Origin of the sequence: Oxobacter pfennigii, assembly GCF_001317355.1 — a bacterium.
In the GTDB taxonomy this organism is placed as follows: domain Bacteria; phylum Bacillota; class Clostridia; order Clostridiales; family Oxobacteraceae; genus Oxobacter; species Oxobacter pfennigii.
This window is the reverse complement of record NZ_LKET01000032.1, coordinates 490,682-512,306: the sequence shown is the minus strand read 5'-3', so window position 1 is coordinate 512,306 and position 21,625 is coordinate 490,682. Positions and strand designations below refer to the sequence as shown.

24 protein-coding genes and 1 pseudogene are annotated in these 21,625 nt (G+C 39.8%); 19 read left to right on the top strand and 6 right to left on the bottom strand.

Annotation, left to right across the window (positions count from 1 at the left end; genetic code table 11):
* Nucleotides 1-566: pseudogene (locus tag OXPF_RS12600) on the bottom strand (IS21 family transposase); the annotation flags it as partial.
* Between the two features lie 257 nt (nucleotides 567-823).
* Here OXPF_RS12600 and OXPF_RS23130 point away from each other — a divergent pair.
* The 6 genes from OXPF_RS23130 to OXPF_RS12575 all read left to right on the top strand — a co-directional run bounded on the left by OXPF_RS23130 (nucleotide 824) and on the right by OXPF_RS12575 (nucleotide 5,030).
* Nucleotides 824-1,609, top strand: a complete 786-nt coding sequence (locus OXPF_RS23130; protein ID WP_242854403.1) for a histidine kinase dimerization/phospho-acceptor domain-containing protein — start codon at nucleotides 824-826, stop codon at nucleotides 1,607-1,609.
* Nucleotides 1,606-2,148 carry a sensor histidine kinase gene (locus OXPF_RS23125; RefSeq protein ID WP_242854402.1) on the top strand — a complete coding sequence of 181 codons (543 nt, stop codon included), beginning with the start codon at nucleotides 1,606-1,608 and terminating at the stop codon, nucleotides 2,146-2,148. The genes OXPF_RS23130 and OXPF_RS23125 overlap by 4 nt, the downstream gene beginning before the upstream one ends.
* A 408-nt stretch (nucleotides 2,149-2,556) precedes the next feature.
* On the top strand, nucleotides 2,557-2,826 hold the full coding sequence (locus tag OXPF_RS22505) for a hypothetical protein (protein ID WP_054875555.1): 270 nt from the start codon (nucleotides 2,557-2,559) through the stop codon (nucleotides 2,824-2,826).
* 115 nt (nucleotides 2,827-2,941) lie between these two features.
* Nucleotides 2,942-3,670 (top strand): M23 family metallopeptidase, encoded by a 729-nt coding sequence (locus OXPF_RS12585; protein WP_242854401.1) that lies wholly within the window; start codon nucleotides 2,942-2,944, stop codon nucleotides 3,668-3,670.
* Between the two features lie 77 nt (nucleotides 3,671-3,747).
* Nucleotides 3,748-4,395: a TraB/GumN family protein gene (locus tag OXPF_RS12580; protein WP_054875553.1), complete on the top strand. Its 648-nt coding sequence runs from the start codon at nucleotides 3,748-3,750 to the stop codon at nucleotides 4,393-4,395.
* A gap of 191 nt (nucleotides 4,396-4,586) precedes the next feature.
* Nucleotides 4,587-5,030, top strand: coding sequence for a pyridoxamine 5'-phosphate oxidase family protein (locus OXPF_RS12575; RefSeq protein WP_341442462.1), 444 nt, complete (start codon nucleotides 4,587-4,589; stop codon nucleotides 5,028-5,030).
* A gap of 117 nt (nucleotides 5,031-5,147) precedes the next feature.
* Here the strand turns inward: OXPF_RS12575 and OXPF_RS12570 are convergent, their stop codons facing one another.
* The 4 genes from OXPF_RS12570 to OXPF_RS12555 all read right to left on the bottom strand — a co-directional run bounded on the left by OXPF_RS12570 (nucleotide 5,148) and on the right by OXPF_RS12555 (nucleotide 9,444).
* The gene (locus tag OXPF_RS12570) at nucleotides 5,148-6,332 is read right to left on the bottom strand and encodes an ABC transporter permease family protein (RefSeq protein WP_054875551.1); all 1,185 of its coding nucleotides are present in this window, start codon (nucleotides 6,330-6,332) and stop codon (nucleotides 5,148-5,150) included.
* Nucleotides 6,329-7,207: an ATP-binding cassette domain-containing protein gene (locus OXPF_RS12565; protein ID WP_054875550.1), complete on the bottom strand. Its 879-nt coding sequence runs from the start codon at nucleotides 7,205-7,207 to the stop codon at nucleotides 6,329-6,331. Before OXPF_RS12565 ends, OXPF_RS12570 begins: the two co-directional genes overlap by 4 nt.
* A gap of 151 nt (nucleotides 7,208-7,358) precedes the next feature.
* Nucleotides 7,359-8,054, bottom strand: coding sequence for a response regulator transcription factor (locus tag OXPF_RS12560; RefSeq protein WP_054875549.1), 696 nt, complete (start codon nucleotides 8,052-8,054; stop codon nucleotides 7,359-7,361).
* Nucleotides 8,047-9,444: a sensor histidine kinase gene (locus tag OXPF_RS12555; protein ID WP_054875548.1), complete on the bottom strand. Its 1,398-nt coding sequence runs from the start codon at nucleotides 9,442-9,444 to the stop codon at nucleotides 8,047-8,049. Before OXPF_RS12555 ends, OXPF_RS12560 begins: the two co-directional genes overlap by 8 nt.
* A gap of 321 nt (nucleotides 9,445-9,765) precedes the next feature.
* On the opposite strand from OXPF_RS12555, the gene OXPF_RS12550 reads away from it, so the two are divergent.
* The 10 genes from OXPF_RS12550 (at nucleotide 9,766) to OXPF_RS12505 (ending at nucleotide 16,903) form a co-directional block, all read left to right on the top strand.
* Nucleotides 9,766-10,044: an ArsR/SmtB family transcription factor gene (locus tag OXPF_RS12550; protein WP_054875581.1), complete on the top strand. Its 279-nt coding sequence runs from the start codon at nucleotides 9,766-9,768 to the stop codon at nucleotides 10,042-10,044.
* Between the two features lie 118 nt (nucleotides 10,045-10,162).
* Nucleotides 10,163-10,546 carry a VOC family protein gene (locus tag OXPF_RS12545; RefSeq protein WP_054875547.1) on the top strand — a complete coding sequence of 128 codons (384 nt, stop codon included), beginning with the start codon at nucleotides 10,163-10,165 and terminating at the stop codon, nucleotides 10,544-10,546.
* 157 nt (nucleotides 10,547-10,703) lie between these two features.
* Complete coding sequence (locus OXPF_RS12540; RefSeq protein ID WP_054875546.1) at nucleotides 10,704-11,066, top strand: hypothetical protein; 363 nt, start codon at nucleotides 10,704-10,706, stop codon at nucleotides 11,064-11,066.
* Nucleotides 11,066-11,335 (top strand): hypothetical protein, encoded by a 270-nt coding sequence (locus OXPF_RS12535; protein WP_054875545.1) that lies wholly within the window; start codon nucleotides 11,066-11,068, stop codon nucleotides 11,333-11,335. Before OXPF_RS12540 ends, OXPF_RS12535 begins: the two co-directional genes overlap by 1 nt.
* Before the next feature lie 262 nt (nucleotides 11,336-11,597).
* Nucleotides 11,598-12,878: a B12-binding domain-containing radical SAM protein gene (locus OXPF_RS12530; protein WP_054875544.1), complete on the top strand. Its 1,281-nt coding sequence runs from the start codon at nucleotides 11,598-11,600 to the stop codon at nucleotides 12,876-12,878.
* A 42-nt stretch (nucleotides 12,879-12,920) separates the two neighbouring features.
* On the top strand, nucleotides 12,921-13,751 hold the full coding sequence (locus OXPF_RS12525; protein WP_054875543.1) for a prenyltransferase: 831 nt from the start codon (nucleotides 12,921-12,923) through the stop codon (nucleotides 13,749-13,751).
* Nucleotides 13,752-13,887: 136 nt separating this feature from the next.
* Complete coding sequence (locus OXPF_RS12520; RefSeq protein ID WP_242854400.1) at nucleotides 13,888-14,568, top strand: DNA alkylation repair protein; 681 nt, start codon at nucleotides 13,888-13,890, stop codon at nucleotides 14,566-14,568.
* Between the two features lie 43 nt (nucleotides 14,569-14,611).
* A complete protein-coding gene (locus tag OXPF_RS12515; RefSeq protein ID WP_054875542.1) occupies nucleotides 14,612-15,220 on the top strand; it encodes a hypothetical protein in 609 nt (202 codons plus the stop codon).
* Nucleotides 15,221-15,292: 72 nt separating this feature from the next.
* On the top strand, nucleotides 15,293-15,808 hold the full coding sequence (locus tag OXPF_RS12510; RefSeq protein WP_054875541.1) for a GNAT family N-acetyltransferase: 516 nt from the start codon (nucleotides 15,293-15,295) through the stop codon (nucleotides 15,806-15,808).
* 99 nt (nucleotides 15,809-15,907) lie between these two features.
* Nucleotides 15,908-16,903, top strand: a complete 996-nt coding sequence (locus tag OXPF_RS12505; protein ID WP_201779716.1) for an SPL family radical SAM protein — start codon at nucleotides 15,908-15,910, stop codon at nucleotides 16,901-16,903.
* 394 nt (nucleotides 16,904-17,297) lie between these two features.
* Here OXPF_RS12505 and OXPF_RS12500 read toward each other — a convergent pair whose 3' ends face one another.
* Nucleotides 17,298-17,852, bottom strand: coding sequence for a helix-turn-helix transcriptional regulator (locus tag OXPF_RS12500; protein WP_054875539.1), 555 nt, complete (start codon nucleotides 17,850-17,852; stop codon nucleotides 17,298-17,300).
* 172 nt (nucleotides 17,853-18,024) lie between these two features.
* On the opposite strand from OXPF_RS12500, the gene OXPF_RS12495 reads away from it, so the two are divergent.
* From OXPF_RS12495 to OXPF_RS12485, 3 genes are all read left to right on the top strand, one after another.
* Nucleotides 18,025-19,053, top strand: a complete 1,029-nt coding sequence (locus OXPF_RS12495) for an asparaginase (RefSeq protein WP_054875538.1) — start codon at nucleotides 18,025-18,027, stop codon at nucleotides 19,051-19,053.
* Between the two features lie 109 nt (nucleotides 19,054-19,162).
* A complete protein-coding gene (locus OXPF_RS12490) occupies nucleotides 19,163-19,837 on the top strand; it encodes a response regulator transcription factor (RefSeq protein ID WP_054875537.1) in 675 nt (224 codons plus the stop codon).
* The gene (locus OXPF_RS12485) at nucleotides 19,834-21,573 is read left to right on the top strand and encodes a sensor histidine kinase (protein ID WP_054875536.1); all 1,740 of its coding nucleotides are present in this window, start codon (nucleotides 19,834-19,836) and stop codon (nucleotides 21,571-21,573) included. The genes OXPF_RS12490 and OXPF_RS12485 overlap by 4 nt, the downstream gene beginning before the upstream one ends.
* The last annotated feature ends 52 nt before the right edge of the window (nucleotides 21,574-21,625 follow it).

Here is a 21,625-nt window from a genome sequence, read left to right as displayed (position 1 = left end):
GTTATCCATGCTCGCTGTTTTTCATTGATAAATGCTTCTACATAGGCATACTGGCTGTATGTCATAACACCAACGAAAATATATGCATTGATGATTTCTCCGGTATCAGGGTCGGTAATATGAGCGAGATCTCCTGCCCAGTCAACCTCAACCTGTTCTCCAGGTTTACGGTTGATATGCATAGTAGCACGTCGTTTCTGCTCATCCTGTTGGATGTAATAGCAGAATTGAGAATACATGAGCGGTTCTTCACCGTTTAATCGGCAACTCTCCATGTATTCAGTCCATAAGAGTTTTTTACTGACACCGTTTTTAAGCAGCTCTTTCCGGATATATGGAAAATCCGGCATTCGTTTTTGAGGGGTGTCTTTATTGCCTTTATTAAATAATAACTCGGCAAGTAAAACATCTGTCTGGCTGTCATCAAGAGGCCAGGATATGTTCAATTCTCTGGCTCTTTTAACTATACGGTTGACAGTTTTCTTGGATACATTGCAACTATAGGCAATGTTCTGTTGGCTGAACCTCAGACTGTGTAGTCTAAGGATTTCACGGTATTTGGTCATGTAATTGACCTCCTTTTAATGTATTTACACCCATGGTGCATTTATACATTATAAAGTTAAATACCGCACGGTTTCCAGTAGCGGAATCATGGTTTCCATTATGACGGAACTGCGGTTTCCTTACACCGGTCAGATAGTGTAACTTGCTCTGGAATATTCAGCTGAGAAAAAAGCTGTCGGAAATTCAGTCCGGGAGTATGATACGTACAATACGGGGGGCGGGTTATACACTGGTTACCGGGGAGGATGTGAAGTAAATGTTTAAGAAATTGCGCAATCGGTTTCTTTTTCTAAACATGGCGGTTACTTCCCTTGTTATGATTGTCGCGTTCGGTGCGGTATACCTGACCACATATAATAATATCCAAAACGAAAACCAAAGAAAGCTGAGCGGCATGGCAAAATCATTTACAATTTCTTCCGAAAGACCTCTTGAGCAGCCGTACACGCCGCAGGATGGATATTTATCAAATAAGCGGGAACAGGGCCAAATAGTCAGTATGGTTTCATCTGACTATACGCCTTCTTTCACCATATTTGTGGATAAGAACGGCGTCATCATCGATATTGACACCATAATTGACATGCCGGAAGAGAGTTATTCCGAAGCCGCTGGAGCCGCTTGGAAAAAAGGCGGGCAATCGGCAATCATCATGGGAGGGCACATCTGGCTGTATTCCGTTATCCCAGTGAGCGTAACGCAGATATATGAGGATGGGAGCTCTGTTACAAATACGTCCGGCGACAGCTATCAAATCTCATTTTTAGACATTACTGACACACAAAAGACCCTGCGTGATCTATTGATTACCTTTATAATTGTGGGCCTTGCCATGCTGGCAGTCATCTTTCTTATAAGCCTCTATTTTGCCAACCGTTCCATGCGACCAGTTATCTCAGCTTGGGAAAAGCAGCGGCAGTTTATTGCCGACGCTTCACACGAATTAAAAACTCCGCTTTCGATTATAATAGCAAATTATGATGCGCTCTTATCCAATCAGGACGAAACAATCCGGGTCAGCACCGATGGCTTGATTACATGAAAATCGGCACTGACAGAATGGCAAAGCTAATCAACGATCTTCTTTCACTGGCCAGAATGGAAAATGCGAATGTCCAGGTGATAAAGTCACCTTTTAATATAAGCGAGGTTATCGGCGAGGTTATATTATCAATGGAAGCATTGGCAAAGGAAAGGGGATTGTCATTTTCACAGTCCATAGAGCCTGGCATTATAATCAATAGCGAAATGGAAATTGTGAAAAAGATATTTATGATTTTATTTGATAACGCTATTAAATATTCGGATGCGAACGGCAAAATTAGCGTGTCATTAAGAAGAGATAAACACCGCGTTCTGTGCTCTGTCCAAAATAGAGGTAAGACTATCGCGGAAGAAGATTTGCCGAAAATATTTGACAGGTTTTACAGAGCTGATCCATCACGTACAGCAGAAAACGGCGGTTATGGTCTCGGTTTGGCAATTGCCAAAGCGTCGATAGAGCGGCTGGGTGGCAACATATATGTTGAGAATACACCAAGGGGCTTAACAACTTTTACATTTATACTTGGAGATTCCTAGCGGCGTAGCCGCTTTTTATTTTAACTTTAACTTTACTTGTTATTAACTCATTAAATTAATAATATGTGTAAAATTATTTATATAATCTATATTTCTACATAAAGTAGCAATTTCAGACAAATTGGTTTAATAGAATATTTCTTAAAAAAGCAGGAGGTTGCATAATGATTGTATGCGGCATTTACCGCGGAGGAAACGGCCACCTTTGGTACCGATGTACCGTTGGGAAGGCCGGGACAGCCATTTGAACTGGCCGACCTATGTCTTGTTGGCCTCTGACGATGCTTCTGCTATCTCAGGTCAAATTATGTTCGTCAATATGGGATCAGTTGTAACTTAGAATCTCACCCCTGATCAGAGCTCAGATTTACAGACAAGGGAGGCTGTGGTTGGTCTCCCTTATTTTATATGATAAAATATAGTCGGGCACAATTTATAGTTGTAGCGGTTGAACGGATAGGACTTCTGGGAACCTCTGACCTTGCTCGCGAATTGATTACTTTATCGATTATGAGCATAATATGTGATCAAGATTATTATATTAAGAGGTGGCACATGGTAAAAAAGATAAAACAATTTTTTGACAACCCAATATTTATTTTGACAGGTACTGCAATAGGGGCTGTAGCAGGTGGCATTCTTGGCATAATAGCTTATTACGAACAGTTGCTTGGGTAGTTATCCAGTCTGCCATAATGAAAATTTGATGGTAAATGGGTATAAAAATAATTCGTATAATACGAAGGATAAGCAATAAGCCTGAAAAGGAAGGTGATTTTTAATTAACCTTACTGTGATAAAACAAATACTTAAACAGATGTGTGGGATAATCGCACTGGAATATAAATACCAAGGAAAACTTCCAGACAAAGATAATTATTTATGCACCACTAAATATTCTTTGCCTTTCCATGGAGAGTGGACGGTAGTTAACGGCGGAGTAATACAAGAATATTCTCATTCGTGGGAAATTCCAACACAACGATATGCCTATGATTTTATCATCTTAAACAAAGCCGGAAAAAGCTTTGACGGCAAAGAAAGCAATCCCGGTTCCTTTTACTGCTATGGTCAAAATATATTAGCCCCGGCAGATGGAGTTGTCATTGAAGTTGGTGATGGAAATCCGGACAGCAAAATTACTGCGGATAGAAAAGCGATTTGCTCTGGCCGTGATATTCGTGGAAATTATATAGTTATCCAGCATAGTAAAAATGAATACTCTCTTTTGGCACATTTGAAACCAAATAGTATTATCGTTTCTGTCGGCCAGCATGTAATGCGTGGTGAAAGAATAGCGCAATGCGGAAATTCTGGAAACAGCTCTGAACCACATCTTCATTTTCATTTACAAGCAGGAACAAGCTTTTATTCCTCTCCCGGACTTCCTATTGAATTTAATAATATATCAGTAAATCCAACGCCAAATTATGAATTGTTTGATGATAGAAAGGTTATATCGGAAATTATCAATACATATCCGCCTTATATTACCAGAGGGCATAGCGTAAGTAATTTATAGAAATAAAGTCGGTTATAATATAAGCATAATGGATTTTATTGTAAACATAAGGAATGCAGGATACGGGAGATTCGAATATGTTTAAGGAATCAAACATCATGAATTTTTTCCTTCAAAAGAGATTCAGCACGAAACATAAAACTGAAAAGTTTATAGGCTGGGCCCGTGAGAATGCTGTCATGTTTGATTATCTGGACGGTATGAATGCAGATATAGAAAAGCTATCTGTCCTTGATAACTTATTGGCAGATAAGCGTGTAGTTTATTTAGGAGAAGAAGATCACTGGATTCATGAGAAAAATCAGTATCGTATTTTGATGCTGCGCTACCTTTTTTCCCGGGGGTGGCGGTATGTGGGAGAGGAACTCGGATGGTCTGACGGTATCCGCATATCCCGCTATCTTGAAACTGGAGATCTATCACATCTTGATCGTATTGCTACTTTCGGTTATCGCGGAGACGTAAGGGAAGATCGTGAAGATAAGCCCACGGGTATTCTTAAAGACAGCTCGGACAATTATCCGGTGGAAGAATTTAAAGCTGAACAGATTCGTTTTATAAAAGCTCTGAAAAATATTAATGGCAACTGTTTAGAAGGGTCCCGGCGGATTCATTTTTTCGGATTTGATGTTAACGCAGTTCCAGGGGGAGGATATAAAGATATTCAGGAGTTGCTGAGTTCTGTCCAAAATTTATCCGCTCTCTCAGAACTGCAAAAGCTCTAGTATCGTTTTTTCGATAGCAGTTTATTGTATTGCTCACATAGATATTAATAAATATGTAATATTTTCCTGTAAAGGATTTGCTGTTACAAGCTATAGATCGCGAGTGAAACAGTTGAAAAATAGAGGCAATATGCAGCGCAGAGTACAGAAACATTCAAACCGGAAGAATTGCAGGTAAGTGAAATGAATGAATTGAATTACATGGAGCTACAGAGCGAAGTAGTAAAAAAGCTTCAGGCGGAATAAATATTGTACTTGCTACTTGCGCCGATAACAAGGTAACAGCACGAATGATGTGCCATATTAACGACGGTTTAACAATCATGTTTTCAACGAATAAAAACAGCCAAAAAGTTAAGCAAATAGGGAAAAATCCCAATGTCGCTTTAGCTATTGGAAATTTGAAGATTGAAGCAGCTGCAGAACTTTCCGGCCACCCCAGCAGTCATCCTTTTTTCCTTGAAGAATACCCCGGGAAATTTCCTCATCTGGGCAAAATCTATTCAAGCACACCAGATGATCTGCTTATCATTGCCAAGCCGATAAAAATATCGTTTTATAAATTTACGGGTAGGCCTTGCGAGGATGTCCTGGAGATAGAAAATAAACGTGCATATCGTATAGAACTTAATTAACATAGTACGAAGGCCCTTGGATTCCAAGGGCCTCCATCATTTTGCGTGGAAAAACCGCTGGCGGTAGATTTTATTTACCTCAGCCAAGATAACATCTATAAAGTGTGCTTCTAAAAATCAAAGGACCCCTCGCTTTCTCTGTGCCAAATATGTCAATAAGCAAGCTAACACGCTTAATAGAATGCATGCCATAAATGCCGCTGTACCATATGAAATAGGAGTTCCAAAGAAATTGTATATTTTAGACCCGCCGAATATAGATGTTGCCATCGAAAGCGCTCCGAAATTGAAATCCATGATTGGCCAAACTATTTTGCGTATCCTGCCGAGATTGCCGGATGCCATTCCGGCAATAAGTATAGCAATTCCCAACCCGAACGCAGCGCTTTGATTTTTCATCTTTGATGATACAAATGCAAGTGCAGTACCGAATACTGCCGAAACAAGAATAAGCCATATGAAGCATAGGGCGGCTGCACCTCCTGCGGTTGTGTTCAGCAGGGTTGACTCAAAAGCTCCAACGCAGCGGACAGGAGCGTCATAACCGGAAAGATCGCCGCAACCAAAGTAAATTCCAATAAACCAGCCGCCAAGATATACGGCGGCGAGGATGGCTGAAGTCAATGCCGCGCTTAAGAGTTTCGCCGTTACAATCTCCCTGCGACCTTTTTCAGAACATAGTACAATGCTATCCATTTCAGTTTTGACTTCCTGCGTAAACAGCGGAGATATGAAAAATGTTAAAACTATCATGAACATCAGGATAATCAACATTCCGTCAAAGGCTATAAAAAAGAAATTCCACGCTCTCGTATATTCAAAGACAGGTTCGCCGTGAGCAAGCTCCGCTTGAAGCTGCTTCTTATAAAGTCTGTATTCATGGCTGTCTGTCTGCCCGGATGCTTCGAGCTCTGCAATTTTATCTTGAATGGTTTCGACGCGGGTCCGATAGTCAGCCACCTGCTGCCCAAAAGCTGTGTAGATGCGATGAAACCTCAGCTGGGGGTTTCGATTTATTTGATAATTAAGGGGCTCTCCCTCGCCATACTCCCCAATGGCGGCTTCAACTTTCGCTTTCGATTCTTCGAGCTGTACTGGATCAAGCTTTCCGCTGTTTTCTGAAACCAGTTCCATAAATTCGGTAAACGCTACTTTTTCCTGGGCTCTGTCCGCTATTTCAAATTCGCCGCCAGCAGATAATAAAAAACTTATCAAGCCATATAGTACAAACAAAACGCTAAGCAGTATCAGCCGGTTTTTATTTATCAGCAGCTTTCTCATTTCATATTTAAACAATCTCATTTGGAAATGCCTCCTTCAAACTGAAATTCATGCAAATACGCGTCCTCAAGGGTTGGCGGAACGGAAATTGCGTTAAGTGAAGGCTTTTCGTCTGAAACAACCCGAACTTCCATACGGTCGCCAATAGGAAGGACATTGCTGATTATGTGACTGTCCTGATAGGACACCAGCTCGTCTACCGTCATTTTTACGTTCCAGACCTTGCCGGCTATTGCGTCCACAAAGCTCTGCGTGCTTTCCATTCTGCCAACCTTACCGCCTTTTATCATAATGGTTTTCTTTGCAATGGAATCGATGTCGGAAACAATATGAGTGGAGAGCAGCACCGTCCTGTCCCGGGAAAAAATCGAAACAAGATTGCGGAATCTGATGCGTTCGTGGGGGTCAAGGCCTGCTGTGGGCTCATCCAGTATAAGTATTTCAGGGTCATTCAAGAGAGCCTGTGCGATGCCAAGCCGCCGTTTCATGCCTCCTGAATAATTGATACATTTTCTATGCAGGTCATTTGCCAGTCCCACCCGTTCTACCAGAGTTTTAATTTTCTTTTCAGCATCATCTTCTTTCAATCCTTTCAGTACTGCCACAAAGCGGAGATAATCAAGCCCTGAAAATTCTGGATAAAAGTCAAGGGACTGCGGCAGATAGCCCAGTGCCCGGCGATATTCGCGGTCACAGCTTTTTCTGTTTATCCCATTCATGAAAACCTCGCCGCCGCTTGCTCCCATAACTCCGACCAGTATTCGGATAAGAGTGCTTTTTCCAGCGCCATTGGGCCCCAAAAGGCCGTATACACCGTTTTCCATCTCAAAGCTCACACCCTTTAAGGCTTGCTTTTTTCCATAATTCTTACTGATATTCTTTATTGTTAGTTTCAATTCATAACCTCCTTCAACCTGATTTAGCTCTATTGTAAATCGGCACCCTAAACGGACAGATGAAAAGAGATAAACAATTTCTAAACAACAAAGAAATAATAAAAAACGCCATAGGGTTAAGTTTCCATATGGCGTCCATTAACTTTACTATTCAGTTGTTAAGCCGGTACCCCGCTCCCCAAACCGTTTCAATGATTTGGGGTTTTGACGGGTCATCCTCGATTTTTTCGCGGATGCGGTTTATGTGTACCGTAACCGTGGCGCTATCCCCAATATAATCAAAGCCCCATATCTTTTCAAATAGATGTTCCTTTGAAAAAACGATATTCGGGTTTTCGGCCAGAAAGAGCAAAAGCTCGAACTCCCGGTTTGGGAATTTTATTTCGGTATCACCTTTGTACACTTTCCGGCTTTGGGGTGAAATCCTTAAACCGGATATGATTATTGTATCGTCTTTATTGCCTCTCCTGCCGGAACCTGTCAATCTCTCATATCTTCTCAAATGGGCTTTTACCCTTGCAACAAGCTCAGCCGGGTCAAAGGGTTTTGCTATATAATCATCCGCCCCTAAACCAAGCCCGCGAATTTTATCCACCGACTCTGTACGGGCTGTTACCATGAGTATGGGAATGTCTATTTTGTCTCTGATTTCACGGCATATATCATAGCCGCTTTTGCCAGGCAGCATCAAATCAAGAAGCACCAAATCAAAATGACTGGCAAGCAGCACATTTAGTGCCGTTTTGCCATCGCTTACAATTTCGGTTTCAAAGCCATTTATCTCAAGATAATCTTTTTCCAGCATGGCGATTTCTGGGTCATCCTCAATTATTAGTATTTTACTCATTGTCTTCCTCCTTCCTGCAGGGCAATGTGATTTGTACGGCAAGACCGCCGCCGTTTTTCGCCGTCACATGCCCGCCGTGGGCCAGAGTAATGTATTTTACGATATACAGCCCCAGACCGCTACCCTCGTTGTTATGAGTGCCGCGGGATTCATCACCGCGCCAAAAGCGTTCAAACAAGTGTGAAAGCATATCCTCCGGCACACCTTGCCCGTTGTCGGTAAAAAGCAAGTGTTCCTTATCATATTCCTGCCACACGGAAATATGCAATTTTAGAGGGTGTGCATTTGCATAATGCAGCGCATTCTCTGTCAGGTTATAAAGCACCCTGCGCATTTGTTCAGGGTCTATTTTAACCGGGTGAGAAACCGGCGTCACGTCCACAGTCAGCTCAGCGCCTTTTTCCGCCAGTTCAAGCTGTAATTCTTCGGAGGACTGCCGGATGAAATCCCCTAAATCATGAAAGCCAAGCGACAGTGGAAGATTTCCCGTTTCCAGTTTTGAAAAAAAGAACAGTTTTTCTAAAAGTGTATCCATATCGCATGCCTTTTGGTATGCGATGGAAAGATATTGATCTTGTTTTTCCGGCGTATTCGCCACACCGTCGCACAATCCCTTAATGTAGCCTTTCACTGAGGTTAAGGGCGTCCGCAGGTCGTGAGAAATACCGGCTATCATATCAGTGCGGGCCTGCTCATAAGCAGCATTTTTTTCTTGTTCTTCGAGCAAAGATTTCTGCATATGGTTAAAAGCCGCGCATACATGGGCAAACTCATCATCTCCCTCATATTCTATAGGCTGTGAAAAGTCCCCGTTCTTAATCCTGTTGGCTCCGCCTTCCAAAGCGTTCAACGGCCGCAAAACCCGCCATGCCATTTTGCGGATAAACAGCTGGCTGAGTATCAAAATTATAGCGGTAACCATCAAATAAGCAACTATAAATGGCGACATGAAACCAGCCCAAAAATTGTCTTGGGAGGGCGAGCCCTTGATAGCATATATAGAAAAATTGCCGTCTGATTTCGCCGCGACTGCCATATCGCTGACCGAAGCAATCAGAACATTTTGTTTGAGCTTGAGTCTTTTCAGGTTTTCAGTTGTCGCTTCTTGACTGTTATCCAAAGAGGAAAAAACAACACCGTCGCTGTCTGTCACATACAGGTTATAGCCATGCTTTGCAAGATTGTTGCTCAGGTTTCTCCAATCCGAAGTATTTGATTCTTCCACAATAGAACCTGCATAAATAATTTCGCTTTCCATCAAATCAAAACCGCCGCCGCCGTTCCCGGTGGAGAGGATGTAAATGACGGCTATGGCAACAGAAAAAATAGCAAAAATCGAAAAAAGTGCTAGGAATGTACTTGAAAGCATAATTCTATTTATAGTTTTCACCACATCACCTCCATTTTCTGAAATCAAATTATAGCCTGAACACATAAATTTTCAGAGTAAAAAATATAAATTTTTTCTAAACAGATATGAATTTGCTCCCGTACAGCATGCGAAAACTACCAAGTGCATTATATCACACCGCTTAAATTTTGGAAGTCTACTTGCGCTTATCATTTTAAAAGCAAAAGGTCATTTATAGGAACATCAATCATATGTTACTCGGCTTTAACTTGTTAAGATTTGTGATACGATTCCTTTATCGTGCAACTATACGGTTGCTTATACTTGACATGCAACCGTACAGTTGCTTATAATAGATATATGGATAGAAACAAAGACGCTATATTTAAAGCCCTTGCCGACTCGACCCGGCGGCTTATATTAGACGAACTATCCGAACGCAACGAGCAGACGTTGTATGAACTTACGGCACGTCTAATTACTAAGCACAACCTTAACATTTCTCGGCAGGCGATATCTAAACATCTATCTGCATTGGATGATGCAGGGCTGGTAAAATCAAAACGAAAGGGGAAATATCGAGTACTTATGTTCGACAATGAACCGCTTAAAAACTTGCTGAAAGGATGGATAGAGTAATTTAATAAACCAAGTAACAGAATCGAAACAGAACCTTAACGAATGTGTGAGTTATTTTGCTTGCAGCCAGATTGTTACAGAGCACCATGCATCACCAATATCAAAGGAGGAAAAAAATATGAAAATCATTGTTGCCAGTATATTTGTACAAGATCAAGACAAGGCACTGGAGTTTTATTCAGAAAAGCTGGGGTTTGTGAAAAAAGAGGATGAACGCGCCGGAGAATTCAGGTGGATAACAGTTGCTTCTCCCGATGATAAAGATGGTACCGAGCTTTTACTTGAACCGAATGACCATCCTGCCGCAAAGGAGTATCAAAAGAAGATATTTGCCGATGGCATTCCGGCAACAATGTTTGGCGTTGAAGATATCCGCAAAGAATACACACGGTTAATGGAAAAGGGCGTGAAATTTACTATGAAACCCACAGAAATGGGCAAAGTCACAATAGCTGTCTTCGATGATACATGCGGTAACCTTATTCAGATAGTACAGAAGTAACTTCATGGCCGATTCTAAAGGAATTGCCCCGAAAGGCGCAATTTAATGAAAAGCAAAATGGACTTGAACTCACGCAGTCTGAGTTCTTTTTCTTAAGCACCTTTTATGATAAACTGAGCTTGTATAATATTTAATATTAGACGATGGGGGAAACAAAATGTTATTAGAAAAAACGCAACAGCGGTACCGTTGTTTTTGTCTCATCTTCCAGTGCTTCCCCCTACATGGCGCTTACGAGGTTTTTAAAACGTCACAGGTTGAACTCAGCAATACTTTATCCATAGAACTTGAGAATACAAATATACACGTTTATGCCATCGGCCCGGGGCTGGTAAAAACAGAAACAGCAATGAATGCAATCGAAATTGTTGACGGGAGTATGAAAATAAGTACAGATGAGTTTTATCAAATGAACAGCCGGCACATTATAGATGCAGAAAGCGCCGGTGTTGGTTTTGCTCTATCTGTCCTGAATGCCAAAAATTATCACAGACAGGAGATAGGCACTATTCAGGTGTGATGGATTATAATTTGATTCATGCTGATAATTCAGAAGATCAGAAGATACTTAATACGGTAACTGATTTGAAAAAGGATATTTTTGATAAGATCCTGAAAACCTTTGAGGAACAATATAACGGATGGAAAGTAATGAATATATTTGAGCGGCAATGGGTTTTCAGAGATTTTAAGAAAAATATGGGTCAATCCGCAGAACAGGTTTTAGAAAAATTAAGGGAGATTGATAACTATATTAAGATGAATGATTGTCCGCCAGCTATTGGATAGGGTATTCTTTGATAAGCTTAAAAATTCTTGGAAACACCAATTGAAATTACTGCATGGATATCAAAAAAATAAAAATAAGCTGGAAGAACACTCTAAAATAATAGCAGAATGGATTTCAGACATTGAGAAATTATTATCTTGACTAAGAGGATTTCATTCATGGGAAATTCCAACACACCGGTATGCCTATTGCACTGTCGGAAATTCCATATGCTTCTACATTGAATTACACAAATCAAGTTATCGAATATGAGGTTACCATATGAAATTATTGCTTATTACAGCTTCAGCCCATGAAATAAGACAAATCAGAAAAACGAGGGTTATAAATTTTCAACAGGTTACGATGCCTTACCTGGCAGCACTAACCCCTGCTAATTGGGAAGTTGAGCATATAGATGAAGGCCAGGAAAGGATCGATTTTAATATAGAAGTAGATTTAGTGGGTATAACCTTTCATACGCCAAGTGCCAACCATGTGTATGAAATAGCTGCAGAATTTAGAAAAAGAGGGATACCTGTAGCAATGGGTGGTCCTCATGTATCCCTGCTGCCGGATGAAGCTGAAAATCATGCCGATGCCGTATTTATAGGCGAAGCAGAAGATACGTGGAAAGAATTCCTGGCAGACTTTGAGAATAAGCAGTTTAAGAAGCGATATGAACAGAAGAATCCCTCTTCCCTTATTAACCTGCCTATGGCTCGCAAAGATTTGTTTCACAGAAGGGATCACTCCGGCGGCATTATGTTTGCAACCCGTGGATGTCCTAATAAATGCGAGTTCTGTGCTTTAGCAATAATGTATAGCAGCAACTTCAGAAAAAGGCCGGTTGCAGAAGTTGCAAGGGAATACGGTTCTTTCGAGGGGAAAGTTATTATATTCTGGGATGACAATATTGCAGCTGACCCTAATTATGCCAAAGACCTTTTCAAGGCCATAGCCCCTTATAAAAAATGGTGGAGCAGTCAGACCAGTATTCACGCAGGATGGAATGATGAACTATTGGAATTGGCTGCAAAAAGCGGCTGCAAGCAGCTATTTCTGGGATTGGAGTCAGTATCTCAGATAAGCCTGGATCACGCCAATAAATCCTTCAATAGAGTCGAAGATTATTATAAAATCATTAAAAAAATCCACTCCTATGGAATATCTGTGCAAGTAGGGATTATTTTCGGCTTTGATGAAGACGACAAAAGTATTTTTGGTAAAACCATGACTTTCCTTGAAGCTGCCGGAGTTCAAAATGCTACCTTCAACGTGCTTACTCCCTATCCGGGTACTCCTTTATTCAAGCGCCTTGAAAGTGAAGGAAGAATATTGACATATGACTGGAGTAAATACAACGGGAGAAGAGATGTTGTTTTTAAACCTAAAAATATGACTTGTGACGAATTGTTGGAAGGCTTTAAGCGGGTAAACAGTCAGTTCTATTCTCTAAAAAGCACTGGAAAAAGATTAAGCAAATCAACAGCAGGTTTATGGTGGACTCTGCCCTTAAATCTTTCCTACTATTTTTCATATAAACTTTATGGGCCAAAATAGAGAAACTTTTTATACTAACATGAGTAAGGAGGTTGAATAACAATGGCTATAGCAGAACAATATCAATCTGACATTGATGCCATACTGGCAAAACGCTATGATAATGGCGCTGATTATTGGACGACTCCCGACAAGCGCTTATGTAAGGGAAGCCCTTTTTCTGCCCTTAACTGTGGGTTTATGTTGTTGGAATTGGGCATGGAGCCTTCCGATCCTGTATTAATGAAGATTGCCGACTTGTTTTTAAGCTCATGGAGAGAGGACGGGAGGTTTAAGTTATCCCCGCAAGGTGCAATCTATCCCTGCAATACCATTAATGCCGCTAACCTTCTTTGCCATTTAGGCTATGCTTCAGACTCAAGGCTTCGAAAAACCTTTGATCACCTCTTGGAAATACAGCACAGTGACGGCGGCTGGCGGTGTAATAAATTCAGTTTCGGGAGAGGCGCGGAAACAGATTTTTCCAATCCCGGCCCGACGCTGACAGCGCTTAATGCTTTTCGATTTACAGGTTTACTCAATAAAGAACAAGCTCTTGACAGAGCCGTGGAATTCCTGCTTGAACATTGGACGACCCGCATGCCTCTCGACCCTTGTCATTATGGAATTGGCACGCTGTTTATGCAGGTCGAGTATCCTTTTGCTAATTACAACCTCTTTGTTTATGTCTATGTGCTCTCTTTCTATGACAGGGCAAAGCGTGATCAGCGGTTTTTAGATGCCCTTGGGATTTTGCAATCAAAATTGGTGGACGGCAACATTGCAGTGGAGCGGCTTAATCGGAATTTAGCCGGACTTTCCTTCTGCAAAAAGGGAGAACCAAGTGATATGGGAACCATGCGTTACCGTGAGATATTAAAAAACCTTGACTGAAGTCATGAAAATCTCCAGACATTCTTGATACTTTTACATGGGGAAAACCAATGGCATCTTTTTTTGTAGGCCATATTTGGCGGGAAAATACCATGAACATTTTAAGATGATATAGTAAAGGGTATAATTTAGGGGAGTGATAAAAATCACGAAAAATGAGATACTTACAATGCTTCGCGGCTTAGGTAACGAAAAACGAAAACAGATGTATATAAAGAACGGTGCAGGTGAAAATACATACGGCGTTTTACTGGGCGAACTGCGGAAACTGGCAGGCAAATTAGGGACAAATCATGAGCTGGCATTAGAACTTTGGCAGAGTGGAAACACAGAGGCGCAATGGCTTGCATGCATGATGTTTGATGTAAAGAAACTGACCTTAGATGAAATACGGAGTATGGTTTCTCAATTAACGTATTCTGATATTATTGATAAGTTTATCGGTGAAGTTGTCGGCGGCCACAAAGATGCAGATATTCTTGCAAAAGAATGGTCGGAATCTGGTAAGGACAACTTAGGGCGGGCAGGCTGGAATCTGATTGTGCATAAGGTATCCGGCGGCAAATTAACAAATGATGTGCTGGAGGAGCTTCTTACAACAATCAAAGCAGAACTGCAGACTGCGACTCCAGGGAAACAATGGGCAATGAATCACGCCTTGTGCGGAATAGGAATACGCTATCCGCAATTTACAGAGCGGTGTATAACTCTTGGCGAAGCTTTAGGAGTGTATAAGGATTTGAAAGTATCAAAGGGCTGTACTTCCGCCTATGCTCCGAATTGGATTACGGCTGTCGTAAAGAAAAGAAAAAAATAAAGAAAAGGATACATTATTTATATTATTTGATTGGGGGATAAAAATGTTTACAATAGAAAGCATGATGTCAATCGATAAAAGCGGTTTACAGGAAGCATCAAAAGTTATGGACAAAGATGATATTTCCAAGCTTATAGAATTGTTGCCTTTAAAAGACGATAATATAAGATATCAAGCATTCCTCCTGCTTCAAAATCGGTCATTATTTTTTGATGATGTCTATCCATACTGGGATAACTTCCGGAGTAAGCTGAAAAGCGATAATTCTTACCAGAGGAGTATCGGACTTATGCTTATTGCTGAAAACGTAAAATGGGATTCAGAAAACAAGATAGAAGACGCCATTGAGGAATATCTTGAGCTTTTGAATGACGAAAAGCCTATAACCATACGCCAGTGTATTCAGTCATTAGGTAAGATAGTGACATATAAGCCCAGTTTAAGTGATAAAATAGCCAAAAGACTTATTTTCTTTAATCTCATGGGTGTTAAAGAAACGATGCGTAAATCTATACTGCTTGATATATTGAATGCACTTCTCCTAATCAGAAAGGTATTAAAAACAGATGAAATAGAAAGCTTTATTCTGAAGGCGCTATCTGGTGAAATATTAGATAAAAAGTCAAAGAAGCAAATTGAAGCACTTTTATAATCAGATATATTCAATTGATATTTTAACATTTAAGGATGCGATATTGAATCATTATAGGAGGCTGCATAAAGAATGAATATAACTTTCAGACAATGTGTTTCAGATGATATTTATACACTTCAAAACTTTTCTTATAGAACATTTAATGAAACCTACATTAACATGAATACATCATCAAATATGAAGGCTTATTTAGAAGAGGCTTTTGATGTGAATAAACTTAGAGGAGAATTAGCGGACAGTAATTCATTATTTTATTTCCTCTATGCTGACGGGGAATTGGCAGGCTACTTGAAATTAAATGAGTCTGCGGCACAAACAGATATAAATGATTTACAATCAATAGAAATAGAAAGAATATATATAGCAAACGAATTTCAAGGCAAAGGTTTAGGAGGGGTTTTAATTAATAAGGCTATCGATATAGCAAAAATGCGAAAAAAATCATACCTATGGCTTGGCGTTTGGGAAAAAAACGATAAAGCTATTTTGTTTTATAAAAAGAATGGATTTGAGGAAATCGGTACGCACTCTTTTTTTATGGGAGATGAAGAACAAACAGACCTTATAATGCGTAAAATTCTATAAGTGAATAAATTCAATTATTGCCGGGTGCTATAAGTCTTCGATTTTTTTTATATACTTTGGTAATACTATTCTAAAGTGAGCTAAAAGGAGAAGAATATATTGTATCCGGACAAGATTTTTTACGAACCCGCAGTGATTGATTATGAGTTGGGCAGGCAAATGCAGAAAAAGTTTGAGCAGCTTCCATGGATTCCAATTGAAAGCCATAACAACATTGAACAATTGCGCAAAAATGAAAATCAGGAATTTCCCAGAATGAAAAGGCACCTGATTATAGGGGTCAGAAAATCACTCAAATACACGCCTAATCATAAGGTATCCGATTTTTTAGTACCGTATACCTCGTCTGGCTGCAGCGCCATGTGTCTTTATTGTTATTTGGTATGCAATTACAACAAATGCTCTTATCTCAGGTTGTTTGTGAACCGGGAGCAGATGATGAGAAAATTAATAAAAACGGCAAGCGATTCGGAAAAAGACCTTGTTTTTGAAATCGGCAGCAACAGCGACCTGGTATTGGAAAATACCATTACGCAAAATCTGGAATGGACCATCGAAGAATTTTCTAAAAGTAAAAGCGGCTTTCTCACATTTCCGACCAAATTTAATATGGTAGAGCCTTTACTTCCGCTGAACCACCGTGGACGGATCATAATGCGCATGAGCGTTAATCCACACGAAATAATCCAGAGGATTGAGTTTGGCACATCGCCTTTAACTTCGAGAATCGATGCGCTGAATCGAATGAGCGATGCGGGATACAGAACAGGGCTGCTAATTGCTCCGGTCATTCTTGTAGATAATTGGAAGGAACTGTATAAGCAGCTGATTGAACAGCTGTCGGACCGGCTATCACCAAGAACAAAGCAGCAGCTCTTTATTGAAATTATTTTTATGACATATAGTTATGTGCATCGTGCTATAAACAGGGAAGCTTTCCCCAAAGCGATAGAGCTCTTTGATCAAGAGCTGATGACAGGGCGTGGAAGGGGAAAATATTGTTACCGCGAAAATATTCGAGATGAAGGTGAACATTTTTTGAGAGAGCAGCTTTCGGAAAAACTAAACAATGTGCCAATTATTTATGTAGTTTAGTCAACGCCTTTGAGAAGGCACTATTTGAATCAGAAAAAAGGGAATCAATCTAATAGAAGCGGCAATCAAAAAAGGGTTTATATTGGAAAGGCCTTGCTTCGGTAACTTACGACACTAAGATCGAACAGAATACAAGAATATGCTAACCAGCTATAAAAATATCTCAGAAGGGGAGGAAAGACTGCATCAGGTCTTCCTTCTCTTTGATTAATTTTAAAAGCAATAGTTAGCTGAAATTTACGCACGTTTTGATAAATTTAATTTTATAGATCATTTTAATATTCTTTATTTTGATGAGCCAACAGGTTTCTGCCAATATTATACTTGAAATAATACTTCATATTTCTTAATTTGGAATTATTGGGGTGATCTGACACCGATAATAAAGTAAAGATCAGCTAGGATAATAAATTAATATAAAGGTGTTGACTAACTCGTTGCCGCTATTTTTATAGGTATGATATATATCTCCTTGAAACACGATAGCTTCCCCGCTACAAACCTTATAAACGGCATCTTCAATTTCCATCTCTAAACAACCTGTAGATACAAGCACATACTCCTTTACACCTTTTGTATGTGGATTTGACCTGTGAACACATCCTGGTTCAAGCTCCATTTTTAAGACTTCAAATTTAGTATCTGCATCAAAAGGCAGAAAAGAGCCGGATCTGTACCTGCCGCCATCTTCAATTAACAGCTCCGATTTATCGAGAGATATTATCTCAATATGCGATTGGTTATTTTTCATTAGCTCTGAAATTGATACTTTAAGACCGCTGGCAATCTTCCACAAAATAGTTACGCTAGGCGTTTTTTGCCCTTTTTCTATTTGAGATAACATGCCCTTACTCACCCTGGTCAAAGAGGATACCTGATCTAAACTGAGCCCTCTTTCCTTGCGTATTTTTGACAGGTTATTTCCAATCAAAATAATTAAATTATCCATTTTTCCTCCGCATATATTGTGTTCTACGTAAAACTATTGCATACTATAGTTAATAAACTGTATGCTAATGTAAACAATATATATCCTATAGTATACATTACCTTATTATGATTCTGCAATAAAATTACATAAGCTCGGATGATATGTAAAAATATTTAACGGAGGAATTGTCATGTCAGAAATTTTATTACATGGAACAAGGGGAAACAAAGTGGAGAACATTCATAGGGGCGATATTGTTATTGTTGACTATAAAAAAAATATAATTGCTTATTTGGGTGATCCAAACAAAAGAACATTTATGCGCTCATGCGCGAAACCAATCCAAGCACTGTCAGTTATTGAATCCGGAGCAGCAAGTTCATATGATATAAGCCAGAAGGAATTGGCTTTAATGTGTGCATCACATTATGCTGAACAATTTCATGTTGATACAATTGCATCAATACTAAAGAAACTGGGATTACAAGAAGAAAATCTGTTATGCGGACCGACCTACTCTATTAATGAAAAGGTTTCGGAAGCTTTAATCAAAACCGGTAATTCCAAACGCCGGATATATAATAATTGTTCCGGCAAGCATGCAGGGATGCTTGCTATATCTAAATTAAAGGGATATGAACTGTCGACCTATAATGAATTGGAGCATCCTTTGCAGCAGATGATGCTAAAGAGTATATCGGAAGTCTGCGAAGTTGATAAAGAAGATATCGGTATCGGCATTGACGGGTGCGGAGTACCTGTTGTTGAAATTCCCTTATATAATATGGCATTGTCTTTTGCTAAGCTTGCCCATTCATCCATATTTGATACTGTCAGGAGGAATGCTGTAGATTCCGTTGTAGGAGCCATGCTGGAATACCCTGAAATGATTGCAGGCACAGACGGTTTTTGTACGGAATTAATTAAGCATACACATGGGAAGATGATAGGAAAGTTAGGGGCAGATTCAGTTTATTGCATTGGCATTTTAGAGCACGGTATTGGCATTGCTGTAAAAATTGAAGACGGTAATATGAGGGTGCTTTCATGTGCCGTCATGGAAGTACTGAATCAATTAGGTTATATAAATGCTCAAGAAGAGATGGCTCTTAAATCTTTTCATATGATAGATATCATAAACTCCTTAAATCAAAAAGTAGGAGAAGTACAGCCTGTATTTAAATTAAAAACTCCGGTTTCACCAACAGCTGTGTCATAAATAATATGCCATCCAGATAGCTATTGAGTATATAAAAAAGATGTAGAATAAAAAAATAGGATAAATTCCGTACAAATTAAGTTTGTAAGGACGCTGACGGAGGTATGGGATGAATAAAATATTGGTCGTTGAAGACGAAGATATTTTACGTGAAGTGATTGCCGATTATCTAATCGAGGACGGATATCAGGTATTGGAGGCCTCAGACGGTGAAAGGGCATTAGAACTGTTTCTGTCGAATTCGGTTGACCTAGTTATATTGGATATTGTTCTGCCGAAGATTGACGGCTGGTCAGTATGCCGCAGAATACGTAAAAATTCAGGAATCCCTATAATAATTCTGACCGCGCGTTCAGATGAGGATGATTCTCTACTTGGATATGAGTTGGGAGCGGATGATTATCTGATTAAGCCATATAGTCCCCGTGTTCTTATGGCAAAAGTGAAGCGGTTTCTTGAAAAATCCCCGGTTACTATGGATGGAATGCTGACATCAACCGGCGGGATTGTTATAAATATGGGTGCAAGACTTGTTTCTGTAGATGGCGATATAATTAATTTGACTCACACGGAATTTGAAATTCTCGCTTACTTAATGCAAAATAAAGGGATTGTAATCACCAGGGAGCAGCTAATCACTAAGATATGGAGTTATGATTTTTATGGTGACGAAAAGACAATAAACAGCCATATCAGAAATCTGCGTGCTAAGCTGGGCGGTAAAGGCAGCTGCATTGTCACGGTTATCCGTATGGGGTATAGATTTGAAGAGGAACATCTATGAAAAAGAGCATTGTTTTTAAATGGTTTGTGCTGACAGTGCTGTTATTTTCTGCGATGTTTTTGTTCGTTGGAATCACACAAAATTACTTTTTCGAGAAATATTATATAAATAGGAAGACAGATGCTCTCAAAATTCATATGAACGAGTATTTAAGCCTGACAGCGAAAAAAGGAACTGAAACAGCATCCGGGGAACTATATAAAAACAACCGCATATGGATTATTAAACTGGATGAATATGGGCGTATCTGCGATGTGGAGAATTACTATATCGAAGTGAAATTGGAGAATGAATCCCAAAGTGATTTGAGAATACCAATGTATCCCTTCGAAGGAGAATTTTCTTCCGATACACTCTCCTCATTAAAGGTCGGGGACGATGTAATTATTGACACAGTAAATATTGCAGATGAAAGGATACCTTATCTGATACAGACTGATTTGTCGGGAGTCGTAAATTTAAGCATTGCAAACAAGCTGCATGGGCCTGACGCCGATAAAGCTTACAGCCACCTTGATACCGGTTTATACAAGGGAACGATAATGAAGACCGTATTTCCGGAAGAACGGACATATATTCCCTTTCCTTACAATGAACGATATTTTTTAGAAAAAGTAAAAGAATTTCAGGCTGCCCTATTGGCTAATGATGCAAAACTCCTTGAGCATACAGAAGAGCTTAGTGCAACAGAAAATTTTGCGGAATACAAGGTAATAATTGAACCGGTTATTGAAAATGGGGCAGCGGGATATATTTTTGCAATGACCTCCCTTCAGCCGGTAGATGAAGCAATATCGGTTATACGGCAATTTTATCCTTACTATTTTGGATTTACTTTTTTGTGTATTATATTTTTGGCATTTATTTTTATGAGGTGGCTGGCGAAACCTCTGTTATCCATCAATCATATAACAGGGAAAATAGCAAGCATGGATTTTTCAGAAAAGCTGCCGGTTCGTTCAGAGGATGAAATTGGCCAGTTATCCCAAAATATCAATTACCTGTCGAGTCAGATGGAAACATATATTGACCAGCTTAAACAGGATCTCGATAAAGAGAAGCAACTGGAAAATACCCGGAAGGAATTTATTTCAGGAGTATCTCATGAGCTGAAGACTCCTCTTGCAGTTATGAAAAGCTGTCTATCTATTTTAAAAGACGGAATTGCAGCCGAAAAAAAGGAACATTACTTTCAGGCGATGGAAGGCGAAATACAGCGGATGGATTTGCTGGTCGTAAATATGTTGGATCTGGCTAAGTTTGAATCCGGCACCTATAAGCCTGAAATGGCTCCTTTTGAAATAGATAAAGTGATTGCCGAAGTATGCAGTTCGCTGGATGAGCAGATACATGAGAAAAATCTTTCTCTAACATTAAGACTTTGTTCCCAAACGGTAATTGGGCATAAAGGGCTAATCAGCCGTGTTGTTACTAATTTTCTGAGTAATGCAATCAGGCATACAAAAAATGGACATGAAATCGTAGTTGCCGTAAGATGCAATGAACAGACAGCCGAAATCAGCGTAGAAAATCAAGGTAACCCTATATCAGAAGAGGATGCGAAAAAGATATGGAATCAATTCTACCGTGTCGAGGAGAGGACATCAAAAGCCGGTACAGGTCTTGGACTTTCCATTTCCAAGGAAATACTTGAGCTTCACCATTCAATTTATGGTGTGGAAAATACGAAAGATGGCGTCCGTTTTTTCTTTTCACTGCCGGTACAACAACCATAAAGCACTGTCTGTATTTTTGATATTTTATCATAAAAAGCTGTGAAGGATGCTT